General features: G+C 68.7%; 26 protein-coding genes. 18 read left to right on the top strand and 8 right to left on the bottom strand.

Annotation, left to right across the window (positions count from 1 at the left end; translation table 11 throughout):
• Positions 1–132: 132 nt before the first annotated feature.
• Positions 133–309: a hypothetical protein gene (locus tag ACWY4P_RS53690; protein WP_456213523.1), complete on the bottom strand. Its 177-nt coding sequence runs from the start codon at positions 307–309 to the stop codon at positions 133–135.
• A gap of 255 nt (positions 310–564) precedes the next feature.
• On the opposite strand from ACWY4P_RS53690, the gene ACWY4P_RS53695 reads away from it, so the two are divergent.
• Positions 565–708 (top strand): HGGxSTG domain-containing protein, encoded by a 144-nt coding sequence (locus ACWY4P_RS53695; protein WP_456213391.1) that lies wholly within the window; start codon positions 565–567, stop codon positions 706–708.
• Positions 709–800: 92 nt separating this feature from the next.
• On the opposite strand, the gene ACWY4P_RS53700 is transcribed toward ACWY4P_RS53695, so the two are convergent.
• The 7 genes from ACWY4P_RS53700 to ACWY4P_RS53730 all read right to left on the bottom strand — a co-directional run bounded on the left by ACWY4P_RS53700 (position 801) and on the right by ACWY4P_RS53730 (position 6315).
• Positions 801–2033 (bottom strand): pPIWI-associating nuclease domain-containing protein, encoded by a 1233-nt coding sequence (locus ACWY4P_RS53700; RefSeq protein WP_456213392.1) that lies wholly within the window; start codon positions 2031–2033, stop codon positions 801–803.
• A 207-nt stretch (positions 2034–2240) separates the two neighbouring features.
• On the bottom strand, positions 2241–2456 hold the full coding sequence (locus tag ACWY4P_RS53705; protein ID WP_456213393.1) for a hypothetical protein: 216 nt from the start codon (positions 2454–2456) through the stop codon (positions 2241–2243).
• 94 nt (positions 2457–2550) lie between these two features.
• Positions 2551–3234 carry an NUDIX domain-containing protein gene (locus ACWY4P_RS53710; protein WP_456213394.1) on the bottom strand — a complete coding sequence of 228 codons (684 nt, stop codon included), beginning with the start codon at positions 3232–3234 and terminating at the stop codon, positions 2551–2553.
• Positions 3235–3247: 13 nt separating this feature from the next.
• Positions 3248–3442, bottom strand: a complete 195-nt coding sequence (locus ACWY4P_RS53715; RefSeq protein WP_456213395.1) for a hypothetical protein — start codon at positions 3440–3442, stop codon at positions 3248–3250.
• 221 nt (positions 3443–3663) lie between these two features.
• Positions 3664–4812, bottom strand: coding sequence for a helix-turn-helix domain-containing protein (locus ACWY4P_RS53720; protein ID WP_456213396.1), 1149 nt, complete (start codon positions 4810–4812; stop codon positions 3664–3666).
• 237 nt (positions 4813–5049) lie between these two features.
• Positions 5050–5331: a hypothetical protein gene (locus tag ACWY4P_RS53725; RefSeq protein ID WP_456213397.1), complete on the bottom strand. Its 282-nt coding sequence runs from the start codon at positions 5329–5331 to the stop codon at positions 5050–5052.
• A 189-nt stretch (positions 5332–5520) separates the two neighbouring features.
• Positions 5521–6315 carry a GntR family transcriptional regulator gene (locus ACWY4P_RS53730; protein WP_456213398.1) on the bottom strand — a complete coding sequence of 265 codons (795 nt, stop codon included), beginning with the start codon at positions 6313–6315 and terminating at the stop codon, positions 5521–5523.
• Between the two features lie 298 nt (positions 6316–6613).
• Here ACWY4P_RS53730 and ACWY4P_RS53735 point away from each other — a divergent pair, with 298 nt between their 5' ends.
• The 17 genes from ACWY4P_RS53735 (at position 6614) to ACWY4P_RS53815 (ending at position 17694) form a co-directional block, all read left to right on the top strand.
• Positions 6614–6931, top strand: a complete 318-nt coding sequence (locus ACWY4P_RS53735; protein ID WP_456213399.1) for a hypothetical protein — start codon at positions 6614–6616, stop codon at positions 6929–6931.
• Positions 6928–7326 (top strand): hypothetical protein, encoded by a 399-nt coding sequence (locus ACWY4P_RS53740; protein ID WP_456213400.1) that lies wholly within the window; start codon positions 6928–6930, stop codon positions 7324–7326. Before ACWY4P_RS53735 ends, ACWY4P_RS53740 begins: the two co-directional genes overlap by 4 nt.
• Positions 7323–7454 (top strand): hypothetical protein, encoded by a 132-nt coding sequence (locus tag ACWY4P_RS53745; protein ID WP_456213401.1) that lies wholly within the window; start codon positions 7323–7325, stop codon positions 7452–7454. Before ACWY4P_RS53740 ends, ACWY4P_RS53745 begins: the two co-directional genes overlap by 4 nt.
• Entirely contained in the window at positions 7451–7858 is a 408-nt protein-coding gene (locus tag ACWY4P_RS53750) for a hypothetical protein (RefSeq protein WP_456213402.1), read from the top strand. The genes ACWY4P_RS53745 and ACWY4P_RS53750 overlap by 4 nt, the downstream gene beginning before the upstream one ends.
• 127 nt (positions 7859–7985) lie before the next feature.
• The gene (locus ACWY4P_RS53755; protein ID WP_456213403.1) at positions 7986–8369 is read left to right on the top strand and encodes a hypothetical protein; all 384 of its coding nucleotides are present in this window, start codon (positions 7986–7988) and stop codon (positions 8367–8369) included.
• A gap of 140 nt (positions 8370–8509) precedes the next feature.
• The gene (locus ACWY4P_RS53760) at positions 8510–8701 is read left to right on the top strand and encodes a hypothetical protein (protein ID WP_456213404.1); all 192 of its coding nucleotides are present in this window, start codon (positions 8510–8512) and stop codon (positions 8699–8701) included.
• Between the two features lie 17 nt (positions 8702–8718).
• Entirely contained in the window at positions 8719–8919 is a 201-nt protein-coding gene (locus ACWY4P_RS53765) for a hypothetical protein (protein WP_456213405.1), read from the top strand.
• A 107-nt stretch (positions 8920–9026) separates the two neighbouring features.
• Complete coding sequence (locus tag ACWY4P_RS53770; protein WP_456205724.1) at positions 9027–9494, top strand: hypothetical protein; 468 nt, start codon at positions 9027–9029, stop codon at positions 9492–9494.
• A 22-nt stretch (positions 9495–9516) separates the two neighbouring features.
• Positions 9517–9777, top strand: coding sequence for a hypothetical protein (locus ACWY4P_RS53775; RefSeq protein ID WP_456213406.1), 261 nt, complete (start codon positions 9517–9519; stop codon positions 9775–9777).
• Between the two features lie 23 nt (positions 9778–9800).
• A complete protein-coding gene (locus ACWY4P_RS53780) occupies positions 9801–10265 on the top strand; it encodes a Pycsar system effector family protein (protein ID WP_456213407.1) in 465 nt (154 codons plus the stop codon).
• 35 nt (positions 10266–10300) lie between these two features.
• Positions 10301–11560, top strand: a complete 1260-nt coding sequence (locus ACWY4P_RS53785) for a DUF2637 domain-containing protein (RefSeq protein WP_456213408.1) — start codon at positions 10301–10303, stop codon at positions 11558–11560.
• Between the two features lie 37 nt (positions 11561–11597).
• Positions 11598–11837: a hypothetical protein gene (locus ACWY4P_RS53790; RefSeq protein WP_456213409.1), complete on the top strand. Its 240-nt coding sequence runs from the start codon at positions 11598–11600 to the stop codon at positions 11835–11837.
• A gap of 31 nt (positions 11838–11868) precedes the next feature.
• Positions 11869–12384: a DUF6197 family protein gene (locus tag ACWY4P_RS53795; RefSeq protein WP_456213410.1), complete on the top strand. Its 516-nt coding sequence runs from the start codon at positions 11869–11871 to the stop codon at positions 12382–12384.
• A gap of 4 nt (positions 12385–12388) precedes the next feature.
• A complete protein-coding gene (locus ACWY4P_RS53800) occupies positions 12389–13000 on the top strand; it encodes a hypothetical protein (protein ID WP_456213411.1) in 612 nt (203 codons plus the stop codon).
• Between the two features lie 238 nt (positions 13001–13238).
• On the top strand, positions 13239–14942 hold the full coding sequence (locus tag ACWY4P_RS53805) for a hypothetical protein (protein WP_456213412.1): 1704 nt from the start codon (positions 13239–13241) through the stop codon (positions 14940–14942).
• A 5-nt stretch (positions 14943–14947) separates the two neighbouring features.
• Entirely contained in the window at positions 14948–15328 is a 381-nt protein-coding gene (locus tag ACWY4P_RS53810; protein WP_456213413.1) for a hypothetical protein, read from the top strand.
• Between the two features lie 95 nt (positions 15329–15423).
• Positions 15424–17694 (top strand): hypothetical protein, encoded by a 2271-nt coding sequence (locus ACWY4P_RS53815; RefSeq protein ID WP_456213414.1) that lies wholly within the window; start codon positions 15424–15426, stop codon positions 17692–17694.
• Positions 17695–17697: the final 3 nt, after the last annotated feature.

Raw genomic sequence — 17697 nt, forward strand, 5'->3', positions numbered from 1 at the left:
GGTGTCGGTGGTGCGGTTGGCGGTGGTGAAGGAGTTTCAGCGTGGCTCGACAGAGGCCGGTGCTTGCCCCGGGTGGTGCGAGGGGTGGCCGCCCCGCCCGCGGGGGTCGGTGCGGGGCGGCCGGATCAGGGGTCAGGCGGGCTGGTCCGAAGGCCAGGCGATGGCGGTTCCGGGGCGTCCGGCTCCGGCGGTCCACACGGTGCCGTCGGCCATGGTGACGGGGTGTACGTCGCGGGCCATGCGGGCGGTGTAGCTGTCGGGCTTGACGACGACGAACTCGGCACCGTTCACGGCCTTGACGATCTGCATGACGGTCTCCCCTGCGGATTGGCTGGCGTCGATGACCGCGGTCCCCTTTGGCCGGGTGGGCGGTGTGGCTCCACCCTATCCGTAATTCACTGCGCGCGCAATGAAAGAAGGTGGGATCCGCCCCACCCGGAACCGGTCACCCAGCCGCCAGAACCAGACGCCGACGCCCGGACCCCAGGCAGCCACTCACTCTCGCCCGGACGATGAGCGAGGGCATCAACACCCGAACCCGCCACGGACACCCTGGGAGAGCGCATGGGCAAACAGACCAAGTGCGGATCAACCAAGACCAAGACCGGCAGGCCCTGCCAACGGCTCGCCATGGTCGGCTACTCCCGCTGCCAGAAGCACCGCGGGGACTGGAACAAACCGCAGGTGAAGCGGACGAAGAAGCGCTGAACGGGCGGCCGAGTCAGCGGCAGAGCAAGGCCCCCGCCCCGGATACACCCCGGGACGGGGGCCCACACCCCACGAAGCCAACTCAGCAGCAGCTAAGCACCCATGAACAAGGCGATCAGGAACGCCTCGGCCGACACGAGCAGCGCCCGCGCCTTCAGCGCATTCTCCGCGCCTGAGCCGTGCTTCAGCCCCTGCGCCTCGTTCATCAACCGGCTAACGAGCGCCGCCCAGCTATCCACCTGAGACGACACCAGCTTCACGTCAGCGTGCGTCTTCTGAGCGATGTACCGGACCCTCATCGGACGCGTGATTACGCCGCGATCGCTGTACCACTCGCGCTCAGGCCTCCCAGAGCGGGGTAGCCACTCGACAACTTCCTCCTCAGGCGCGGCAGCCCGCAACAGCTGATCGATAGTCTCGACGATGCACTGCGCCATCAACGCGGCAGACACCGGGTTCTTCCCGCGCACGAGATCCCACGCCCCGTTCAACCAGTCCGGGGCCTTCGAGTGGATGCCGGACAGGGTGACCCGAAGCTCGGCGGCCACACTGAGCCGGCCGGACTCCCACGGCTCGAGGACGTCGGACTCCACCCGGTCCACGATCTCCAGCGTGGTTTCTTCGTCGTCCCTCGCGTCGGAGATCAGGGCGTCGGCCCCGAGGAGCCCCGCGCTGCTCTGCCCCACGGCTGTTGAGGTCTTCACCTGCACGAGCGTCGGCGAGGCCGGAAGCCCAGTGACGTAGTCCCGCCAAGCACTCAGAGGCCGGCTGCCGTACTCCGTGATCAGCTTGCTTGCAGCGTTCTGCTGCACGATCCAGTCCGTGAAGTGCACCTGCACCCGGCTGACCGCGGACAGCTGGCGAAATGCGGACCGGTACGCCTCGGACTGCTCCCGCTGCGCCTTCAGGAACTGGCCGATGACGCTCTGAGTCTCGAGCGCTGTGCGCCAGCTGCTGACTGCGCCGAACTCGTATTTCATCTCGGCGATACGAGCGGCAGCCTGGATGTGGGCCTGGCCGAGTACGCCCTTCCCGACCTGATCCATGAGCCGCATGTTGGCCACCAGGTTGTCCAGGCCAGAGGGCCTGATTTTCACGGCCAACGACTCGAGGACCGCGCGCCCCGCTATCTCGCCGAGCGTGGTCTGCTCCGCGAAGAACTTCTTGAGCCTGTCCTGCGAGGCGAGGAAAGAGGCGATGTCCCTGGGCGTGCCCTTCAGGCTGGGCACCACCTGGCCTGAGGTGCCTGTTTCCTCTCCGGCCCGGGGTTCGTTCTCGGTCTCGTCTCTGCCGCCTTCCGGCGCCGCTTCCGGCTGGTGTGCCATACCGCCCCCTCGCGTCCTACCCCGGGACCGATCCCGGTGATATCGGCACAGGATATGACCATGCGGTAGAAACGCGTGTGCCCCCGCCGGGGTTGGCGGGGGCACGGTGAGGGAGTGGAGACCAGTCTCCGGCGCCGACGCTACCCGGCCTCCGGCCGGGCCCACGGCAACACCACCCGAGTTCACCAAGACGAGCGACTGGCCGGGTCAGGACTCTGGCCCGTCTCCGTGCGCCGGCCACGTCTCGAGCACCCGCTGACCGCCGGCGGTCTCCTCGACGAGGCGGATGACGACACTCTGGCCGCTCCCGTACAGCCCGATCCAGTCCCGGTAGATGCTCCGCGCGGTCGCTTCGTCGCTCCACCAGCCCGTGACGGCCGGGCCGTCTGCTTCGAACTGGAGCTTCACGCAGTACTGGGTCACCGGATGCTCTCCGTTGTCGGCCGTCGGCCGGCCAGCGTATCCGCGGGTGTGCGCACGACTGCGCCCCCACCGTGGCGTGGCGGGGGCGCGGAGGTCAGGCGGTCAGATCGACAAAGTGATGCCGGACATGATCCGGCAACTTGTGCTCGCCATGAATCCAGCCTTGCAGTCGGCTCTCGTCTGACAGGGAAGTGTCACCGGTGAGAGCCTTCTCCACTCGATGGGTCAGCAGCATGCTGCCCGCATCTACCACGTGGAGCCACACCTCCCGGTAGATGCTCCGCAGCTGCTCCAGCTCCGCTGCGACCTGGCGCTGCCGCCAGGCGTCGGCCAGGATCGCGTGGTGGTCGAACGCGAGGTCGTCGGCCAGGTCGGTCAGGACCGTGTCCAGCGGCACCCACTGCACTGCGGCCGCATCGTCCCCCTCCTTGGCCACGACGGTGGCGTCGGAGGGCAGATCCACGCGGTAGGCCGCCGTGACGACCCGGCCACGCGGATCACGATCGGGCTGATCGTAGACCCCGACGAGGACCAGAGCGTCCGGGTCGACGACGACACCGGCCTCCTCCAGAAACTCGCGCGCGGCAGCGACCCGACCGAACTCGCCGCGATTGACGCCGCCGCCGGGCAGCGCCAGCTTGCCCTCGTACGGCGCATCGCCCCGCACGATCAGCAGCACATCGGCGCCACGGATACACACGATGTCGACGGTGTAGGAGATGGTTTCCCAGTCCTCGGTCTCGACGGGGGTCTCGGTCTCAACGGTTTCGGCGGTCATGCGTCTCCTTCAGTCAGATGGCCGGCTGGCCCGGGCCCCGACCGTCACCGGACGGGGGTAACAGGTACTGGGCGATGGTGACGAACGCCAACGCGTCTTGCGGGCCGCCATCCATGAGCTTGGCCGCTATGAGCGCCGCGGCTACGGTGACGAGCCGGTCGTACGAGGGGCCAGGGAATCGGCCATTGCTGGTGCCGTTTTCGGGCATGGGAGGTCTCCGGCAGGGTGTTGGGTGGTTGGGGTTGGGATCATCGAGGCCCTGCCGGAGACCTGGTGTTGAGGCAGGATCAGGGGCACCGGTTGGCTTGCTGGCGCCGGTGCCCCGCCCTCGCTCACGAGGCTAGCGCATCATTCAATACAGTGCAATGAATTGTGGGTGATGGTGCACACCGCTGCGCCCCCACCCAGACGGGTAGGGGCGCCGCCATGTCAGGCCTTGGCGTCTTCGCAGCAGTCGCGGCACAGGGCCGGAACCGCCGATCGGATCGGCCGGCCGCAGTCGTGGCACTCCCGGAGCGGAAGCTCCGGACGCTGCTGCGGGAAGTCGTCGGCGCCGCCATCCGCTTCCTGCCGCCGATCGGCCTTCCGGTCCTCCCGCCGCGTCTCGCATGCCCGGCACTGCTCCCCGGTGTGGATGTTCACCCGGTCCTCGCACGAGATGTCCCCGCACTCCTGCTGGTGCTTCAGCATGGCGAGCAGCGGGCCGACCACGGAAGGCTTCCCGGCCGGGCCCTTGGTCAGCTCCCCGGCGTAGAACTTCCGCGCCCAGAAGCCGTTCCAGCGCTTCAGGACCCGGTACTCCACCAGCTGCGCCGGAGTCCGCTCGTACGGGCTTCCAGCAGCGAGAGCGGCCAGGATCGCGGCGCCGAGGTTCGTGGGCGTCTTGACGGGCAGCTTGGCCTCGAGGTCGTCGGGCAGCAGCGCCCGCACGGACTTGATCGCCTCGTATTCGGCCTTGGTGAGACGGTGCCTGCTTTTGCCGGATGCGGCGGAGCCGCGCGTCGCAGCGCCCCTACTACCTGTAGATGCCCTGCGGGCTTCATTGGCGCTACGCGCCGAAGGCGCATCCGGTTCTTCTGAGAGTTCTACTGCTGGTTCCCTTACGGTTTCCAGGTCAGGTTGACCTGGACCACAGGTCAACCTGACCTGACCGCCAGAGCAGCTTGACCTGTGGTCCAGGTCAGAATGAACTGTTCGCAGGTCAGAGGTGGTGCCGCTATACGTAGGGGCACCCTTAGACGGCGTAGCAGCAGGATCGGTGAACGCGATCCGCTCCACGAGGTTGTCGTCGTAGTCGCGCTTCGGGCGCTTCATCGACGCCAGGAGCGCAATGTTCACCCTGGTCAGGTTGCTGGTGTCCGGGCGCCGCAGCGACTTGATCAGCCCCATGTTGATGAGGTTCTTCTTCGCGCGCCGCACGGTGCTGGCAGACATACCAGTCTCCTCGACCAGCCGGTCTTCGCCCGGCCAGCAGTACCCATGCGCGTCGCAACGGTTGGTGTAGGCCAGCAGCAGCAGGCGTTCCTTCGCCTCGATGCCACCAGCGGCGAACACCATCGCCATGTGCTCAATGCTCACCGGTTCGCCTCCGCCGTGTCAGTGATCACAGACCACGGCGCGGGGTGCGTGTATCGCCTGGAGGCCCGTACAGGTACGCTCCTCACCGAGGAACCTTCTTTCGCAGGACGGTTCTGTACTGGCAGCGGACTGGCATCCGCTGGACTTCTCGAACGGCCGGATGGGTCTCGACCACCCACACCGGCCGTTCGTGGTTCCCGGGACTATCACGAACTCCCGAGTAAGGCAGTAAGCGAGTCACGGCGCACCTCGCCGCTTGCGCGGGCCTCGATCTGGCCCGCGGCCGGTCGGCGGGTGCTTCCGGAAGTAGGCGATCAGACGATCGGTACGCATCAATCGGGTCCGGCCAGCGATCAGGTAGGGCTCACGCCCTTCGCCGTCTCCGAAGGGCCAGTTGGCTCTTTGCCCGATGTAACGCAGCCCCTGCGGGGTCATGCTGCTGGCCAAGCCCTCGCGGACCAAGAGCTCGGCAGCGTCCGTGAAGGTGACGTATTCGGGGGTCCTGTTTTTGCTGGTCATCGGGGCATCGCACCCCGATTACTTTCTCTCGAGGAAAGTAGCGATAGGCTCATTACGAACCTTTCTCCAGAGGGGTTCACACTGCTGGCGAATCGCTGCGAGTCGCCGGTGGTCAGAACGGCCGGTCGGGCTACCACCCCGTGCCGGCCGTTCGCGCGTCCACGCTCAAGAGCGAAGACGCGAAAACGGTCAGCTCACACTCCCCTCCTCACTGCGCGGCCATGCGGCCGAGGCGTCACGCTGCACGGCGTACGACACCGCGAACTCCTCTGCAGACATGCGCGTTTCGTTCACTTCTACAACGAGTGACCTGCCGCCCGCTCGGACTCGCGACTCGCGGGTCACAACCAAGACGGAAGCGCCCGGGCGCACGCCCAGCCTCTCCTCCTCCTCGGCGTTCGCCTCACGGCCAGACACGGTCTCGAACCACTCGATCGGCACCTGGTAGTGCTCCTCGATGCGGTCGTAGATGCCACCCGGGCCTGTGTTGGTGCCCCCAACGGCGGGGACTTCGGCAACTACCGAAAGCGGCAGGTAGCTGATGGCGATCTGGGAAGCGCGTGTAGCTTCCTTCGGGCCCATGGAGCGATCCCGGATCAGCACATTGTCCCCGCGCGGTGTCCCTAGCAGGTCGGCGATGTGGTTCGGAGGCGCTTCGATGCGGTGGGACGGCTTTCCGACGGCCCGCCAGTTCTGGGCGTTGCGGTCGAAGAAGTACCCGATCTCGTCTCGATAGACGTTCCGGTCACGTATCACTGCGCGCTCGCGCGGCCTGTCTCGCACGAAGGTCCCTTGTCGGCGCACCACGTTGATCACTCCCTCGTTGGCGAGGGAGCGGATGGCGTTGTGCGCCGTCTGCTTGGAGACCTTGAAGCGCTTTGCGATCGCTTCGACGGTAGGCAGAGCCTGCCCGGGCGGGGGGGTGCCCGCCTCGATCTCGGCACGCAGCGCCTCGGCTACGCGTCTGTAGGCGGCCTCTGCCATCCCTCCTCCTTCTCTTCAGCGAGCGGATTCATTTCTGACTCCTATCCTAGACCACGACTCGTGTTGGGTATAGAGTGGACACGAGCCAAGCACCACGGCCCCGGACCGACGTCATGCCGGAACGGGGCCGCGTGTCCAGCTCGGTGGTGAGAGACCGGGCCGGACATGAACCGCCCTACCTGCCGTTAACAGGAGGTCGATCCTGATGATGGATCGTAGTACCGACACGGCTCGTGTCACACGTCAGGCGCCCACGGCGCGTCCAACCTCCATCTCGCCGGCGCCGATGCCGGGCCGGTTGCCCGTCGACTTCGACCTCGTGCAGGGCCCGGTCACCGAGCCGCTGGCCGAGGTACCCACGGGCACCCTGGTCACCGCCACGGCAACGATCAGTAACGTTCGCTCCTTCCCGAGTGGCCAGATGCGCCTCACGGTCACGGACCAGAGCGGCGAGTCGGCCCCGGTCAGCCTGAACAGCGCGATCTTTGATGCCGCGTCTTACCTGGCGGGCCGCGAGTTGGGCGTGGGTGACACGGTCGCGGTGTTCGGGACGGTTGCCCGACGTCGGGCGCTGGTCAGCATCGACGGTGACGCGCTCCAGGCGGTGACCCGGTGAACGCGCAGATCCGCAACTTCCCCAACCAGGCCGAGGAGGCGCTGCGCCGGGCCCGCGCCGTGGACGCCGCGAAGCAGCTGTCCGCCAACGGCCTCCGCATGGCGCAGCGGGTCCAGTCCCGGGCCCTGTCCGACGCCATCCAGGCGCTCGTCGTCGCGGCCCTGCCGCTGATCGACAACGACAGCACCGCGCCGATGGCGCAGCTCCAGATCCACACGCCGTTCGGTGAGCTGATCGGCTCCTACGACCTGCCGGAGCAGATCGCCGACACGCTGATCGTCGCGGCGCAGTCCCTCGCCCGTTCCATGGCCGACGACAACGCCGAGCACACGCGCACCGCCGACACCGCCCCGGCCCGTCCGGCCCTGAGCGTCCTGACGGGGGGTGCGCGATGACGGACGAGGAGTTCTACGCGGAGCAGACGCTGGCGAATATGCAGTCCGCGATGGAGGCGGCGAAGCTCGCTGAGGAGGCCGCCCGGCTGGCGGAGGAACAGCGGCAGCAGAGCCAGGCGCAGTCGTGATCACCACCCGGCCCGGCGCCCAGACCCCCACCATCGACACCGCGGTCCCGCCGCTCGACGACGAACTCGCCGGGCTCTTCGAAGACCTTCAGGGCTTCTTCGGCCCCGAGATTGACGCCGCCCTGGACGCCTTCCTGCGGATCGCGCTCGGAAAGCACTCGGCGGACCGGTCCCAAACGCTCCTCGCTGTCCTCGCCGGGGACGGCCCGAACCTGATCAGCCTCATCGTCCGCATGGCCGCCCGCCTCGGCGACAGCGACCAGAACCCCGCGCTCCGCGACCTCCCGGCCGACCGGCAGGACACCGCGCGGCACCTCACCGCCCAGTACGCCCACTACGACCACGAGTTCGCCCCCCGCGGACTCATCACCGAGGCGGCCGGCGTCATCGACGACGGCCACTGACCAGAAAGGACACCACGATGCCCCTGCTGATCACGCTGGCGCTGCTCCTCGCGGGGATCACCGCCACCATCTACGCCCTCTCCGGCCCCACCCGCCGCAACGACTGACCAAGAAGGACACCACTGTGATGGAGCAGAAGTCCCGCGTCCGCTTCAACCCCCGCAGCACCACCACCAACCAGCCGTCCACCACATGGCCCGAGGACGTCATCGCCCGCTACCTCACCGTCGCCGGCGCCACCGTCGACCTGTCCTTCAGGGTGGAAGACGGGATTCCTTACGCACCCACCAGCAACGGAGCTGACGTTCGCAAGACGGTCAACGTGACAGCCGTGGCCTCCTGTGTGGGGTGTACCGAAGAGGAGACCGCCACGAGGCTCGGAACCTTCCGCAGCGCGTGGGAGAAGGACCACACCCCGAACCCGGTTGCCTCGCCGTTTTTGACCGAAGTTCGGAGGTGGGCACAGGCCCATGCCGAGAAGTGCCGGGCCATCCCCCGCCCCACCACCTGACCACCTACCGGGTGGGGCCCGCTGAGCCGACAGGCGGGCCCCACCACCCGGCCCGGCCAGCCTCGAAGCCCACCAGCCACCCCCAACTGGTGGGCGCCGAGACCGACCAGACCACCACCGCCCACCGAAAGGAGACCCCCATGGCCCCCAGCATCAACGGCAACGAACTCACCATCGGCGACGACCTCGGCCGCGACACCACCCCCGACTGCTGCGACGTCCAGATGACCGCCACCGACACCGCCGACGGCTACCGCAACTACACCTGCGGCGACTGCGCGACCGTCCTCAGCGTCGCCCCCAGCGGCCTCATCTTCGACATCACCGACTGACCAGGAAGGGACACCCAATGCGGTTCACCAGCGAGCAGCGCGCCCAGATCGCCGCCGAGTACGACGGCTACGCCGCCGGCCTCGAGCAGGTCGCCGACGACCTGGCCGCCCAGGGCCACCACACCGCTGCCGAGATCCAGCGCAACACAGCGGAGGCCAACCGTGAGGTAGCCGATGCGGCACGCGAGTCCAGCAGCGCTCTCTCCCGCGTGTACTGACCCCCGCCCGGCCCGGCCGGGCCCAGTGCTCCCCAGCCCTCGCGGCTGGTGGGCGCCGAGACCGACCAGACCACCCACCGACCGAACCGTCCACACGAGGAGGCCCCGTGTACCGCATCATCCGCACCGTCGAACTCCGCCACCTCCACCGCGACCGCGCCGAGCTGCAGGAGTTACGCGTCGAGCTCAACGCGGCCCGGACCGAGGCCGACACCGCAACGGACTCCGCCATCCGCGCAGAGGCCGTCGTCGAGGACCTGCTCCGCGACCTCGCCCAAGCACACGCCGACCGCATCCAGGCCGATCGCGAGCGCAACGAGGCACGCGCCGACGCCGAGATCACCGCCGAGATGCGCGCCGACCTCGACCGCATCCGCGCGGACGCCGCCGACACCGAGCGCGGCGCGACCGTCCGAGCCGCCATCGCACACGGCGCGCTCCGCCACATGTACACCGAGGCCCGCCGCCAGGGCCTCAAGCCCGGCAGCCCCTGGGACCTCCTCGCCCTGGTCCTCGACCTCGACACCGAAGACCAGGCCGATTCCGACCACACCCCCCGCGCCGCCCTGAGCTGAACGACCAAGACAGGAGACCGCCATGACCCCGCAGCACACCGGCGCCACCCCCACCGACCTCACCACCTGGGGAGCCGCCGACCTCGAGACGTCCGAAAACCTCACCGCCGTCCAGCACATCGACAACCTCCCCGACGCGGGCACCCAGCGGAACCTCGCCCGCTGCGCCGGCCACTGGGCCGCCGCCACCACCCTCCGTCTCGCCCAGCGCTCCCAGCGGGACCAAGCCCGCCGCCAGCGCACCGCCCGCCGAGCCTTGCGCGCCCACCGACTCGCCGCCTGACCACCAGAGAGGACGCCGAAGCCGTGAGCACCGTCGACTACACCGCCAACCTCATCGACGCCCGAAACCGCGTCGCCTCCGACCTCGGCCGTACCGACAGTAAAGCGTCGATCCTCCTCGCCTTCCAAGGCGCGGCACTCGCTGGCATCGCCACCCTCGCCGACAAGCCCATCCCCACCCCCGGCCGCTACATCGGCGCCGCCGCCGTAGCCGCCCTGGTCGCCTCCACCGTGCTCCTGCTCCTCGTCGTCCGCCCCCGCATCGGCGGCGCCAACGGCCACGACCAGGCCAGCTTCCCGTACTGGGCTACCTGCACCCCCGAACAGATCCGCACCTCCCTGGCCGACCTCCGGCTGGAGCACCAGACCCAGGTCCTGTCCCAGATCGCCTGCCGCAAGCACCGCCTGCTCCAGCGGGCCGTCGACATCACCCTGACCGCGATCGGCCTCACAGCCCTCGCCGCCGTCACCGCAACCGTCATCGCCTGACCACCCCACCCCGCTCCAGGAAGGACCCGATCCCCGTGACCAGCACCCCGGCCCCGGAGCCGACCCGCATCCCCCACCTCGGGGAGTCGTGGACCCTGCCCACGGCCGGGGCCACCCCCCACACCCCGCCGGCCACCGACGCCCCCAACCCCCTCTTCGACCGACTCATCCGCGGGATGACCCCCGCCGACTGGGCCATCCGCATCGTCCTGGTCCTCGTCATGGCCGCCGCCCTCGCCGTCGGCACCTGGTCCATCTACACCCTCCTCACCCAGCAACTCCAAGCCCCCAAGCCCATCGCCATCCTCGGCTGCGGCATGTTCGACGTCGCCGCCCTCTTCTTCGCCCTCCTCTCCCAGCGGTACGCCGTCACCACCGACAGCGGCCTCGCGCCCCGCCTCGCCATGCTCGCCATGGTCAGCACCTCCTCCTGGGTGAACTGGCAGCACGGCCAGCTTGAGGGCTGGGGGATCGTCGGCTCCGTCATCCTCGCCGCGGCCCCCGTCATCGCCGAGCTCGCGTTCGAGATGTTCCACCGCTACGCCCACCGGGAGACCCTGCGTCGCCTTGGTCGCGTTGCCCAGACCCTGCCCGTTCTCGGGAAGTGGGCGTGGATCGCTCACCCTGTCCGTTCGCGCAAGACGATCGACGCTCACATCCGGGCTGCGCTCACCGAGCACGAAGCCGTTGCCGAGCGCCGCGTCGAACTCGCCGCGGACCGTGCCCGGTCCATCGTCTCCGTTCCGAACGGACCGGCTGTCGACATGGACCGGACCGCGGACCGCCCGGCCCTGACGGACCACAAGACGGACCGCCCCGCACTCACCCCGGACCGCGGACCGCTCGACATGGACCGGACCGTCAGCGAATCCCAGTGGACCGTGGACCGCATTGAGTGGACCGACAACGGACCGGACCGCCGGACCGCGACGCCGGACCGTGGACCGCAGACCACGCCCGTGGACCGGACCGAGAACGCGGACCGCCAGGGCCTGCCCGCCGGTCCGGACCGGACCGCACTCCCCGCCCGAACCGCCCCGAAAGCGGACCGCGGACCGGACCACACCAAGGACGCCAAGACGGACCGCGCCGAGCGGACCGCGGACCGGACCGACGAGGAACTGGCCCTCACGGAACTCGAGCAGAAGGCCATCGACATCCTCCGGTCCACGAACCGGTCCATCAGCAAGCGGTCCATCGCCGAAGTGGTCCGGACGGACCTCGGCGGGTCCATCGCCTCGGACCGCGCGGTCCAGATCGCCCGTCACTTCCGCATCCTCCGGTCCGCCGCTTGACGGACCGGACCGCCAACCGACAGACGAAGGAACCCCGATGAACCAGCCCGTCACCTGGACCGCGCGCACCGTCGCCGAAGCCCAGGACCTCCTCGACGCGGTCAAGGACCGCCTGGAGTCCGGCATGAAGGCCGCCTACCCCGGCCGCGGCACGGTCGCCCGGATGGAGCCCGCCCGGGAAACCCCGGTCGCCCTCCAGATCACCTTCGACACCACTGAACTCGACCGGATCGCCAACGAACGCAGCCTGTTCGACGACCAGATCCGAGACCTCTAACCACCGCCTGACCAGCAGAAAGGAGCCGTTCGTGCCCCAGATCAGCACCGAGCAGCGGCCGCGGACGGCCACCCCGTCCGCGGTACCGCTCCGCCTCCCCGCTACCCGCCGCCTGGTCGACGAGGCGCTGCGGGACATGCCCGCGGCGCCGGCCGAGGTGCCGCCGTGGTCCCACCGGCTCCTCCCCGCCGCGCTGCGCGGCCTGATGGCCGACCTCGGCCTGTGGCAGAACCCCGTCCCGCAGAAGCCGTCCGCCCACCTCGAGCAGGTCCTCGCCGTCCTCACCCGGTACGGCTGGTGCCGGACCCAGAACACCACGGTCATCGGCCGACTCTGCATCCGCGACGCCCAGGACCTGCTCGAGAAGACCGGCCACATCACCCCCCACGCCCGCGCGAAGGCCGTCGCCTACATGCAGCAAGCCCTCGCCGAAGCCGGAATCACCATGCAGTTCTTCACGTGGAACGACCTGCCTGACCAGCAGTTTTCCGCCGTCGAAACCCTCATCCACAGGTCCGCCCACCTCGCCCGACAGAACGGAGAGTAAAACCATGCCCGCCCCCGACGACGAATTCCACCGCATCATGAACGAGGAATTCCCCGTGAACGACTCCCGCGAATACATCGACGCCACCCCGTACGGCGGCCATGCACGGTCACACAAACCGGGCCTGACGAAGCGTGGAAAAGCCGCCCTGGGAATCGGCGCAGCGGTTCTCGCCGGTGGCGGCCTGATCGGCTACCAGGCGTACTCCGCGAACGTCGCCGCCAACGAGGCGAAGGCGCAGGAAATCGCCCTCAAGTCCCAGCAGCTCGAGCTGGAAAAGCTCAAGGAGTTGAACCGCGTCAACGCGGCCGACCGTAAGGCGGAGAACAGCGAGAACAAGACCCGGCAGACGTCCATCAACGAGTGCGTGAAGGACAAGGAAGACCAGGTCGGTAAGGACTTCGGGTCCCCCTCGTACCAGGACGTAGTCGACGCCTGCCAGTCCCAGTACGCGCCGACCACCAGCGGCGACGACATGGAGACCGCGGCCTCCGCCAAGGAGGCCGCCAGCCCTGGCGGCGGGGGCGTCAACGAGGGCCTGCTGGTCGGCGGCGGCGCCCTGGCCCTGTTCCTCGTGGGCGTGGTGAAGAAGGGCAAGCGCAGTAACCCGGCGTAGTTCCTCCCGCCCCCTCCCACCCAGAAGATCCCGGCCTCCGGCCCTCCCCATGAGGGTGTCTGAACGGGTCCTTTCGGGGGCTGGGAGGGGGTGGGAGGAGCTACGGCACCCACACGGAAATCACAGAGAGTGAGGATTCTTGATGGCGGCCGATACGGTCCCCGCAGCAGTACCCGACCCCACCGACCCCCCGACTGCGCCGTCAGTTGGGACCGGCCAGACGGGCGTGATCGGCTCCATGTTCGCCGCGGTCGACCCCGCCCGGCCAGCCCCGGACTTCGACCTCGCCCCCACCACCGCGGCGGCTGAGGGCGCCAGCGAGGCCGCCACCGGCGGCGGCTCCAGTGCCTCTTACCACGGTAGTGAAAACCCCGGTCAGAGCAGCGGAAACAGTGCCAGTAACTCCGGTCAGCAGCAGGGGATTTGGCGGGCATTGATGCTCGCGGTCGCGGAGCGCTGGAAGAAGGGCGCGGGCTCCAACATAAAGCGCCTCGAGTTGGAAAAGGCAAAGGCGCAGGCCCGGAAGGTCACTGTGAACCGGCAGGTGTCGGTGAACCGCGCTGGTGGTCTTCTCGGCAAGTCGTTGTCGGGGAATTCCGGGGCGGCTGGCGGGTCCGGCAAGGATGGAAAGTCGCTGAACAGTAAGAACTCCGGCGGGGCCGGGTTGAAAGGCCCGAAGAACTCGACGGGTCACGGCTCGTCGGGGCGCTCCGGCCGGGGCGGTAGTGGGTCCGGCGGGGGAGGTGGCCGCGGTAACAACGGCAGTGGTGGTGGAGCGAGCGCGCCGGGGAGCAGCAGCGGCGCCGGTAGCACCTCACCGAAGCCCTCCAAGCCCACGAAGGAACCGAAGGGGCAGGACGGCGGTGCGTCGAAGCCGTCGCGGTCTGACAAGACGAAGGACGGCTCGGGTGGCGGCTCGGGATCATCCGGCGGGCGTTCCAGCAGTTCCGGCAGCGGCAAGAACGGCGGCCAGGGCCCGGCCGGCGCCTCCGGGAAGGACGCCCCCGCTGGCGACACGAAGTCCAAGAACGCGAGCGGCAAGGACAGCAAGGGCGACACGACCGGTGCGGGCTCTGACTCGAAGAAGGTCAACCTCAAGAAGGGCAAGAAGGAGGACGCCTCCGGCACCGGCGGCGAGCCCGGCAAGAAGCCGAAGCAGAACGACAGCAGCGCCCCGGCGGAGAAGGACGGCAAGACCGGCAAGGGCCCCGATAGTGCCCCCGCCGACAAGGCGAAGGGGCCGAAGGGCAAGTCGTTCTCCACCGCTCTCGAGGAATCCCGCACCACCGGATACCGGGACGGTGCCTTCGCTGCCGCCACCGTCGCCAAGGCCAAGGCGTACCGCGACGGCGCCAAGGACGGCTGGAACGACACCACCGAGGCCGCCGACCGCGAGAAGGCCCGCCTCGACCAGGCACACCAGGACCGCAAGCAGGCTCGAGACAAGGACAAGCCCGTGACCGCACCCGCCAGCAGCGCGGACTACCACCAGCCCGAACCCATTGGCGTGAAAGAGGTGACCGACAGCCACGTCGTCCTCGACGGCGCCGCCAAGGCGTCGCTAACACGCGGCGAGGTCCGCACCCTGAAGGACTTCGAGTACAAGCTCGGCACCAAGGCCGACTCCATGCAGAAGGTCGCCGAGGTGACAAAGGCCCTGAAGAAGCACGCCGAGGACCAAGCCAATGAGGTCACCAAACTGCTGGAGGGCGCCAAGAGCGTGAAGGGCGGCGACAAGCTGATCGGCGCACTGACCAAGCTCGCCGAGGCCGCCACCGAGCAGGCCACCAAAGCCGAGGAGATCAACAAGCGGGCCGTACGCGCGGCAGAGGGCTGCAAGACGGTCCTCGCCAACGCGGAGACCCGCTACGGCGGCATGTACAAGGCCGTCGTCGACTCCGGCCTCGCCACCTCCGCCGAGATCGTCTTCCTGAAGGGATGACCCCCATGCCTGACCTGACCTACAGCCAGCTCGCGAAGGCCGTCGCCGACCTTCAGAAGACCATCACCCGCGCAGCCGAAGCGATCCGCGTCCAGGCCCAGCGCATCGACGAGGAAGCCCAGGACACGGCCCGCACCTCCGAGATGATCGCCAACATGGGGGTCGACTCGGCCACCGTCACCGAAACCCTCGACCTCGCCCGGCTCATGAACGGCGTCCGCGAGGCCGCCATCGCCTACGCCACGGCCGGTGACACCACCGCGAGGGCCGCGAAAGCCGCCGGAGAAGAGCTGCACCGCAGCCACGGCGGCGTCAGGGAAGCCCTCCTCCGATCCCCCGTCACCGGCATCGACAACCTCAACACCAACTGGCTCCGCAAGGAATAGCCGCCCCACCCCTCCCAGGGCCGGGACCGGCACAAGGCCAAGTCCCGGCCCTCTCCACACCCCCAGAACCGCCCCACCCTCGCCAGGAGCCCGCCATGAGCAGCAACGCCACCACTACCCCCCGCGCCGCCTCAACCGAGCGCGCCGTCGCCATCGCGACCTCCGCCGCCCCCATCGCCACCGGCATCCTCGCCCCGTTCCTCGACGGCGGAGCCGCGTTCACCGCCGCCATCACCTACGGCGGCGCCGCCGGATTCCTCGCCGCGAACTACATGAACCGCCTCCCCGACAGCCTCATGGGGAACATCCCCGCCAGCGACATCATCCGCGCCCACCGCTCCCCGATGTTCATCAGCACCCTCACCACCGGCATGGCCCTCGGCGTCGGCACCCTCATGGGCCCCGAAGGCGCCGACGCCCTCATGGCCGGGGCCCTCACACTCCCCTCCGTGCCCGGCATCGTCTCCCTCGGATGGTGGGCCGCCGTCTCACTCGTCCCGATCAAGCTCCGCAAGGTGCTCGGCCGCAAGCCCCGGCCCGCTGCACCCGGCCCGTCCACGGCACTGCCGCCTGGGATGCCCGCCCCGCCCGCGACCGACGCCGAGCGCATCCTCCAGCGCTGGGCCCAACACATCTCCGACCCCCGCACCGGCGCCCACCGCGGTCAGGAACTCGTCGTCCGAACCCTCGGCCCTACCCGCTGGACCGGCACCATCACCGCCCCCATCGGCACCACCGTCACCGTCACCAAGGAGACCGTCTCCTCCGTCTACCAGGTCCGCACCGACTGGATCACCTTCAAGGACGGCGCCCACACGGGCGAGCGCCACATCACCGTCAACCTCGTCGCCCCGCCCGAACTCGACACCACCACCCTCCAGGGCGCCTGGCGAAAGTGGGTCGCCCGCTCCGGCGGCGTCATGGCCAACACCTACCTCGAGGACGTACAGGCCGACCCCAACACCGGCGGTGAAGTCGCCTACGTCGTCGCCGGCGAAGACCTCAACAGCCTCAAAACCCCCGACCGCGCAGAACTCGCCGGAGCCCTGCGCACCAACGCCCTGCTCTGCTCATACAGCCCCGTCCCCGGCGCCCCCCGCAAGGGCGAGATCCGCCTGATGAAGCACAACCCCCTCCAGGAAGGCGTCCCCTTCCCTGGTACCCAAGTCCTCAAGATCAGTGACGGCGGCTACGTCCAGGTCGGCCGGCACGTCTCCGGCTTCCCCGCCCGTATCCAGTTCACCGACCCTGTCCTCGGTGCCCGCCACCTTTTCATCGCCGGCGTCACCGGCTCCGGCAAGGGCGGCCTCGTTCAGATCGTCGCCCTCGCCGACCACGTCAACGGCCACGCCATCCTCAACGCCGACCCCAAGGGCTCCTCCAACCCCGATGTGGAGACCATGGCCTGCTACACGGGCCTCGTCGAAGGCGTCATGGGCACCCTGCGCATCGCCTACGCCCTCATGAACTGGCGCATGGAAGAGTCCGCCCGCCTGAAGATGAAGAACTTCCAGCCCACCCCGGACCGGCCGTGGGTCCGCATCATCCTCGACGAAGCCCACGTCCCCCTCTCCGAATGGGACGAGCACAAGAAGGAAGCCGGGATCATCGTCGAAGCCCTCGCAGCCAAGGCCCGCTCCCAGGGCATCATCCTCACCATCGTCAACCAGGCCGTGAACGCGGAAAAGGTCGGCGGCTCCACCGCCCTGCGCATGAACGTCATCCAGGGCGGATCCCTGGTCATGCTGCGCTCCGACTCCGGCCAGCAGCACCTCGTCACCACCGGCTTCGAAGGCGTCGACCCCGGACAAATCCCCTCCTCCTGGGACGTCGAACGCCCCCTTGTTTACGACAAGAGCGTCGCCCTGAAGGACCCCAAAGCCACCTTCGGTCTCGGCTACACCCTCGGGCCCGGAGGCGCTGCCGAGATGATGCGCACCTTCATCCTCGAATCCGCCGCCCCCTACATCGACCCCAACGCGGTGGCCTACCCGGCGGACTGGCCCGACTGGGATCGCCGTGACGAGATCGCGTCGACATCGATCCTGGGCGAAGACGACGAGGACAGCAGCAACTCCACCCTGCTCGGCGGCATCGGCCTGACCCTTGCGAAGCCCGCTTCCAGCGCCGAAGACAAGATCCTCGACGCTCTCAAGGGCTTCGCCGACCCTCTCGGCCTGGAGACCAACTACGTCCCCAAGGATCGGATCGCCGCCCTGTCCAAGCTGAACCCCTCCACCCTCGAGAACACCCTGACCAAGCTCCGCCAGACCGGGAAGATCCACCGGCAGACCAAGGACGGCAAGGAAGTCCGCGGCTACTACGGCCTCGGCCCCACCTCGAGCAACGACACCCAGAACATCTGACCC

It is taken from the genome of Streptomyces sp. LZ34 (genome assembly GCF_053890475.1).

Coding starts and splice junctions, on each gene's coding strand:
- ACWY4P_RS53690 (WP_456213523.1), bottom strand. CDS start 309: ATGCAGATCGTCAAGGCCGTGAACGGTGCCGAGTTCGTCGTCGTCAAG.
- ACWY4P_RS53695 (WP_456213391.1), top strand. CDS start 565: ATGGGCAAACAGACCAAGTGCGGATCAACCAAGACCAAGACCGGCAGG.
- ACWY4P_RS53700 (WP_456213392.1), bottom strand. CDS start 2,033: ATGGCACACCAGCCGGAAGCGGCGCCGGAAGGCGGCAGAGACGAGACC.
- ACWY4P_RS53710 (WP_456213394.1), bottom strand. CDS start 3,234: ATGACCGCCGAAACCGTTGAGACCGAGACCCCCGTCGAGACCGAGGAC.
- ACWY4P_RS53715 (WP_456213395.1), bottom strand. CDS start 3,442: ATGCCCGAAAACGGCACCAGCAATGGCCGATTCCCTGGCCCCTCGTAC.
- ACWY4P_RS53725 (WP_456213397.1), bottom strand. CDS start 5,331: ATGACCAGCAAAAACAGGACCCCCGAATACGTCACCTTCACGGACGCT.
- ACWY4P_RS53730 (WP_456213398.1), bottom strand. CDS start 6,315: ATGGCAGAGGCCGCCTACAGACGCGTAGCCGAGGCGCTGCGTGCCGAG.
- ACWY4P_RS53745 (WP_456213401.1), top strand. CDS start 7,323: ATGACGGACGAGGAGTTCTACGCGGAGCAGACGCTGGCGAATATGCAG.
- ACWY4P_RS53755 (WP_456213403.1), top strand. CDS start 7,986: ATGGAGCAGAAGTCCCGCGTCCGCTTCAACCCCCGCAGCACCACCACC.
- ACWY4P_RS53760 (WP_456213404.1), top strand. CDS start 8,510: ATGGCCCCCAGCATCAACGGCAACGAACTCACCATCGGCGACGACCTC.
- ACWY4P_RS53765 (WP_456213405.1), top strand. CDS start 8,719: ATGCGGTTCACCAGCGAGCAGCGCGCCCAGATCGCCGCCGAGTACGAC.
- ACWY4P_RS53775 (WP_456213406.1), top strand. CDS start 9,517: ATGACCCCGCAGCACACCGGCGCCACCCCCACCGACCTCACCACCTGG.
- ACWY4P_RS53790 (WP_456213409.1), top strand. CDS start 11,598: ATGAACCAGCCCGTCACCTGGACCGCGCGCACCGTCGCCGAAGCCCAG.
- ACWY4P_RS53800 (WP_456213411.1), top strand. CDS start 12,389: ATGCCCGCCCCCGACGACGAATTCCACCGCATCATGAACGAGGAATTC.
- ACWY4P_RS53805 (WP_456213412.1), top strand. CDS start 13,239: ATGTTCGCCGCGGTCGACCCCGCCCGGCCAGCCCCGGACTTCGACCTC.
- ACWY4P_RS53810 (WP_456213413.1), top strand. CDS start 14,948: ATGCCTGACCTGACCTACAGCCAGCTCGCGAAGGCCGTCGCCGACCTT.
- ACWY4P_RS53815 (WP_456213414.1), top strand. CDS start 15,424: ATGAGCAGCAACGCCACCACTACCCCCCGCGCCGCCTCAACCGAGCGC.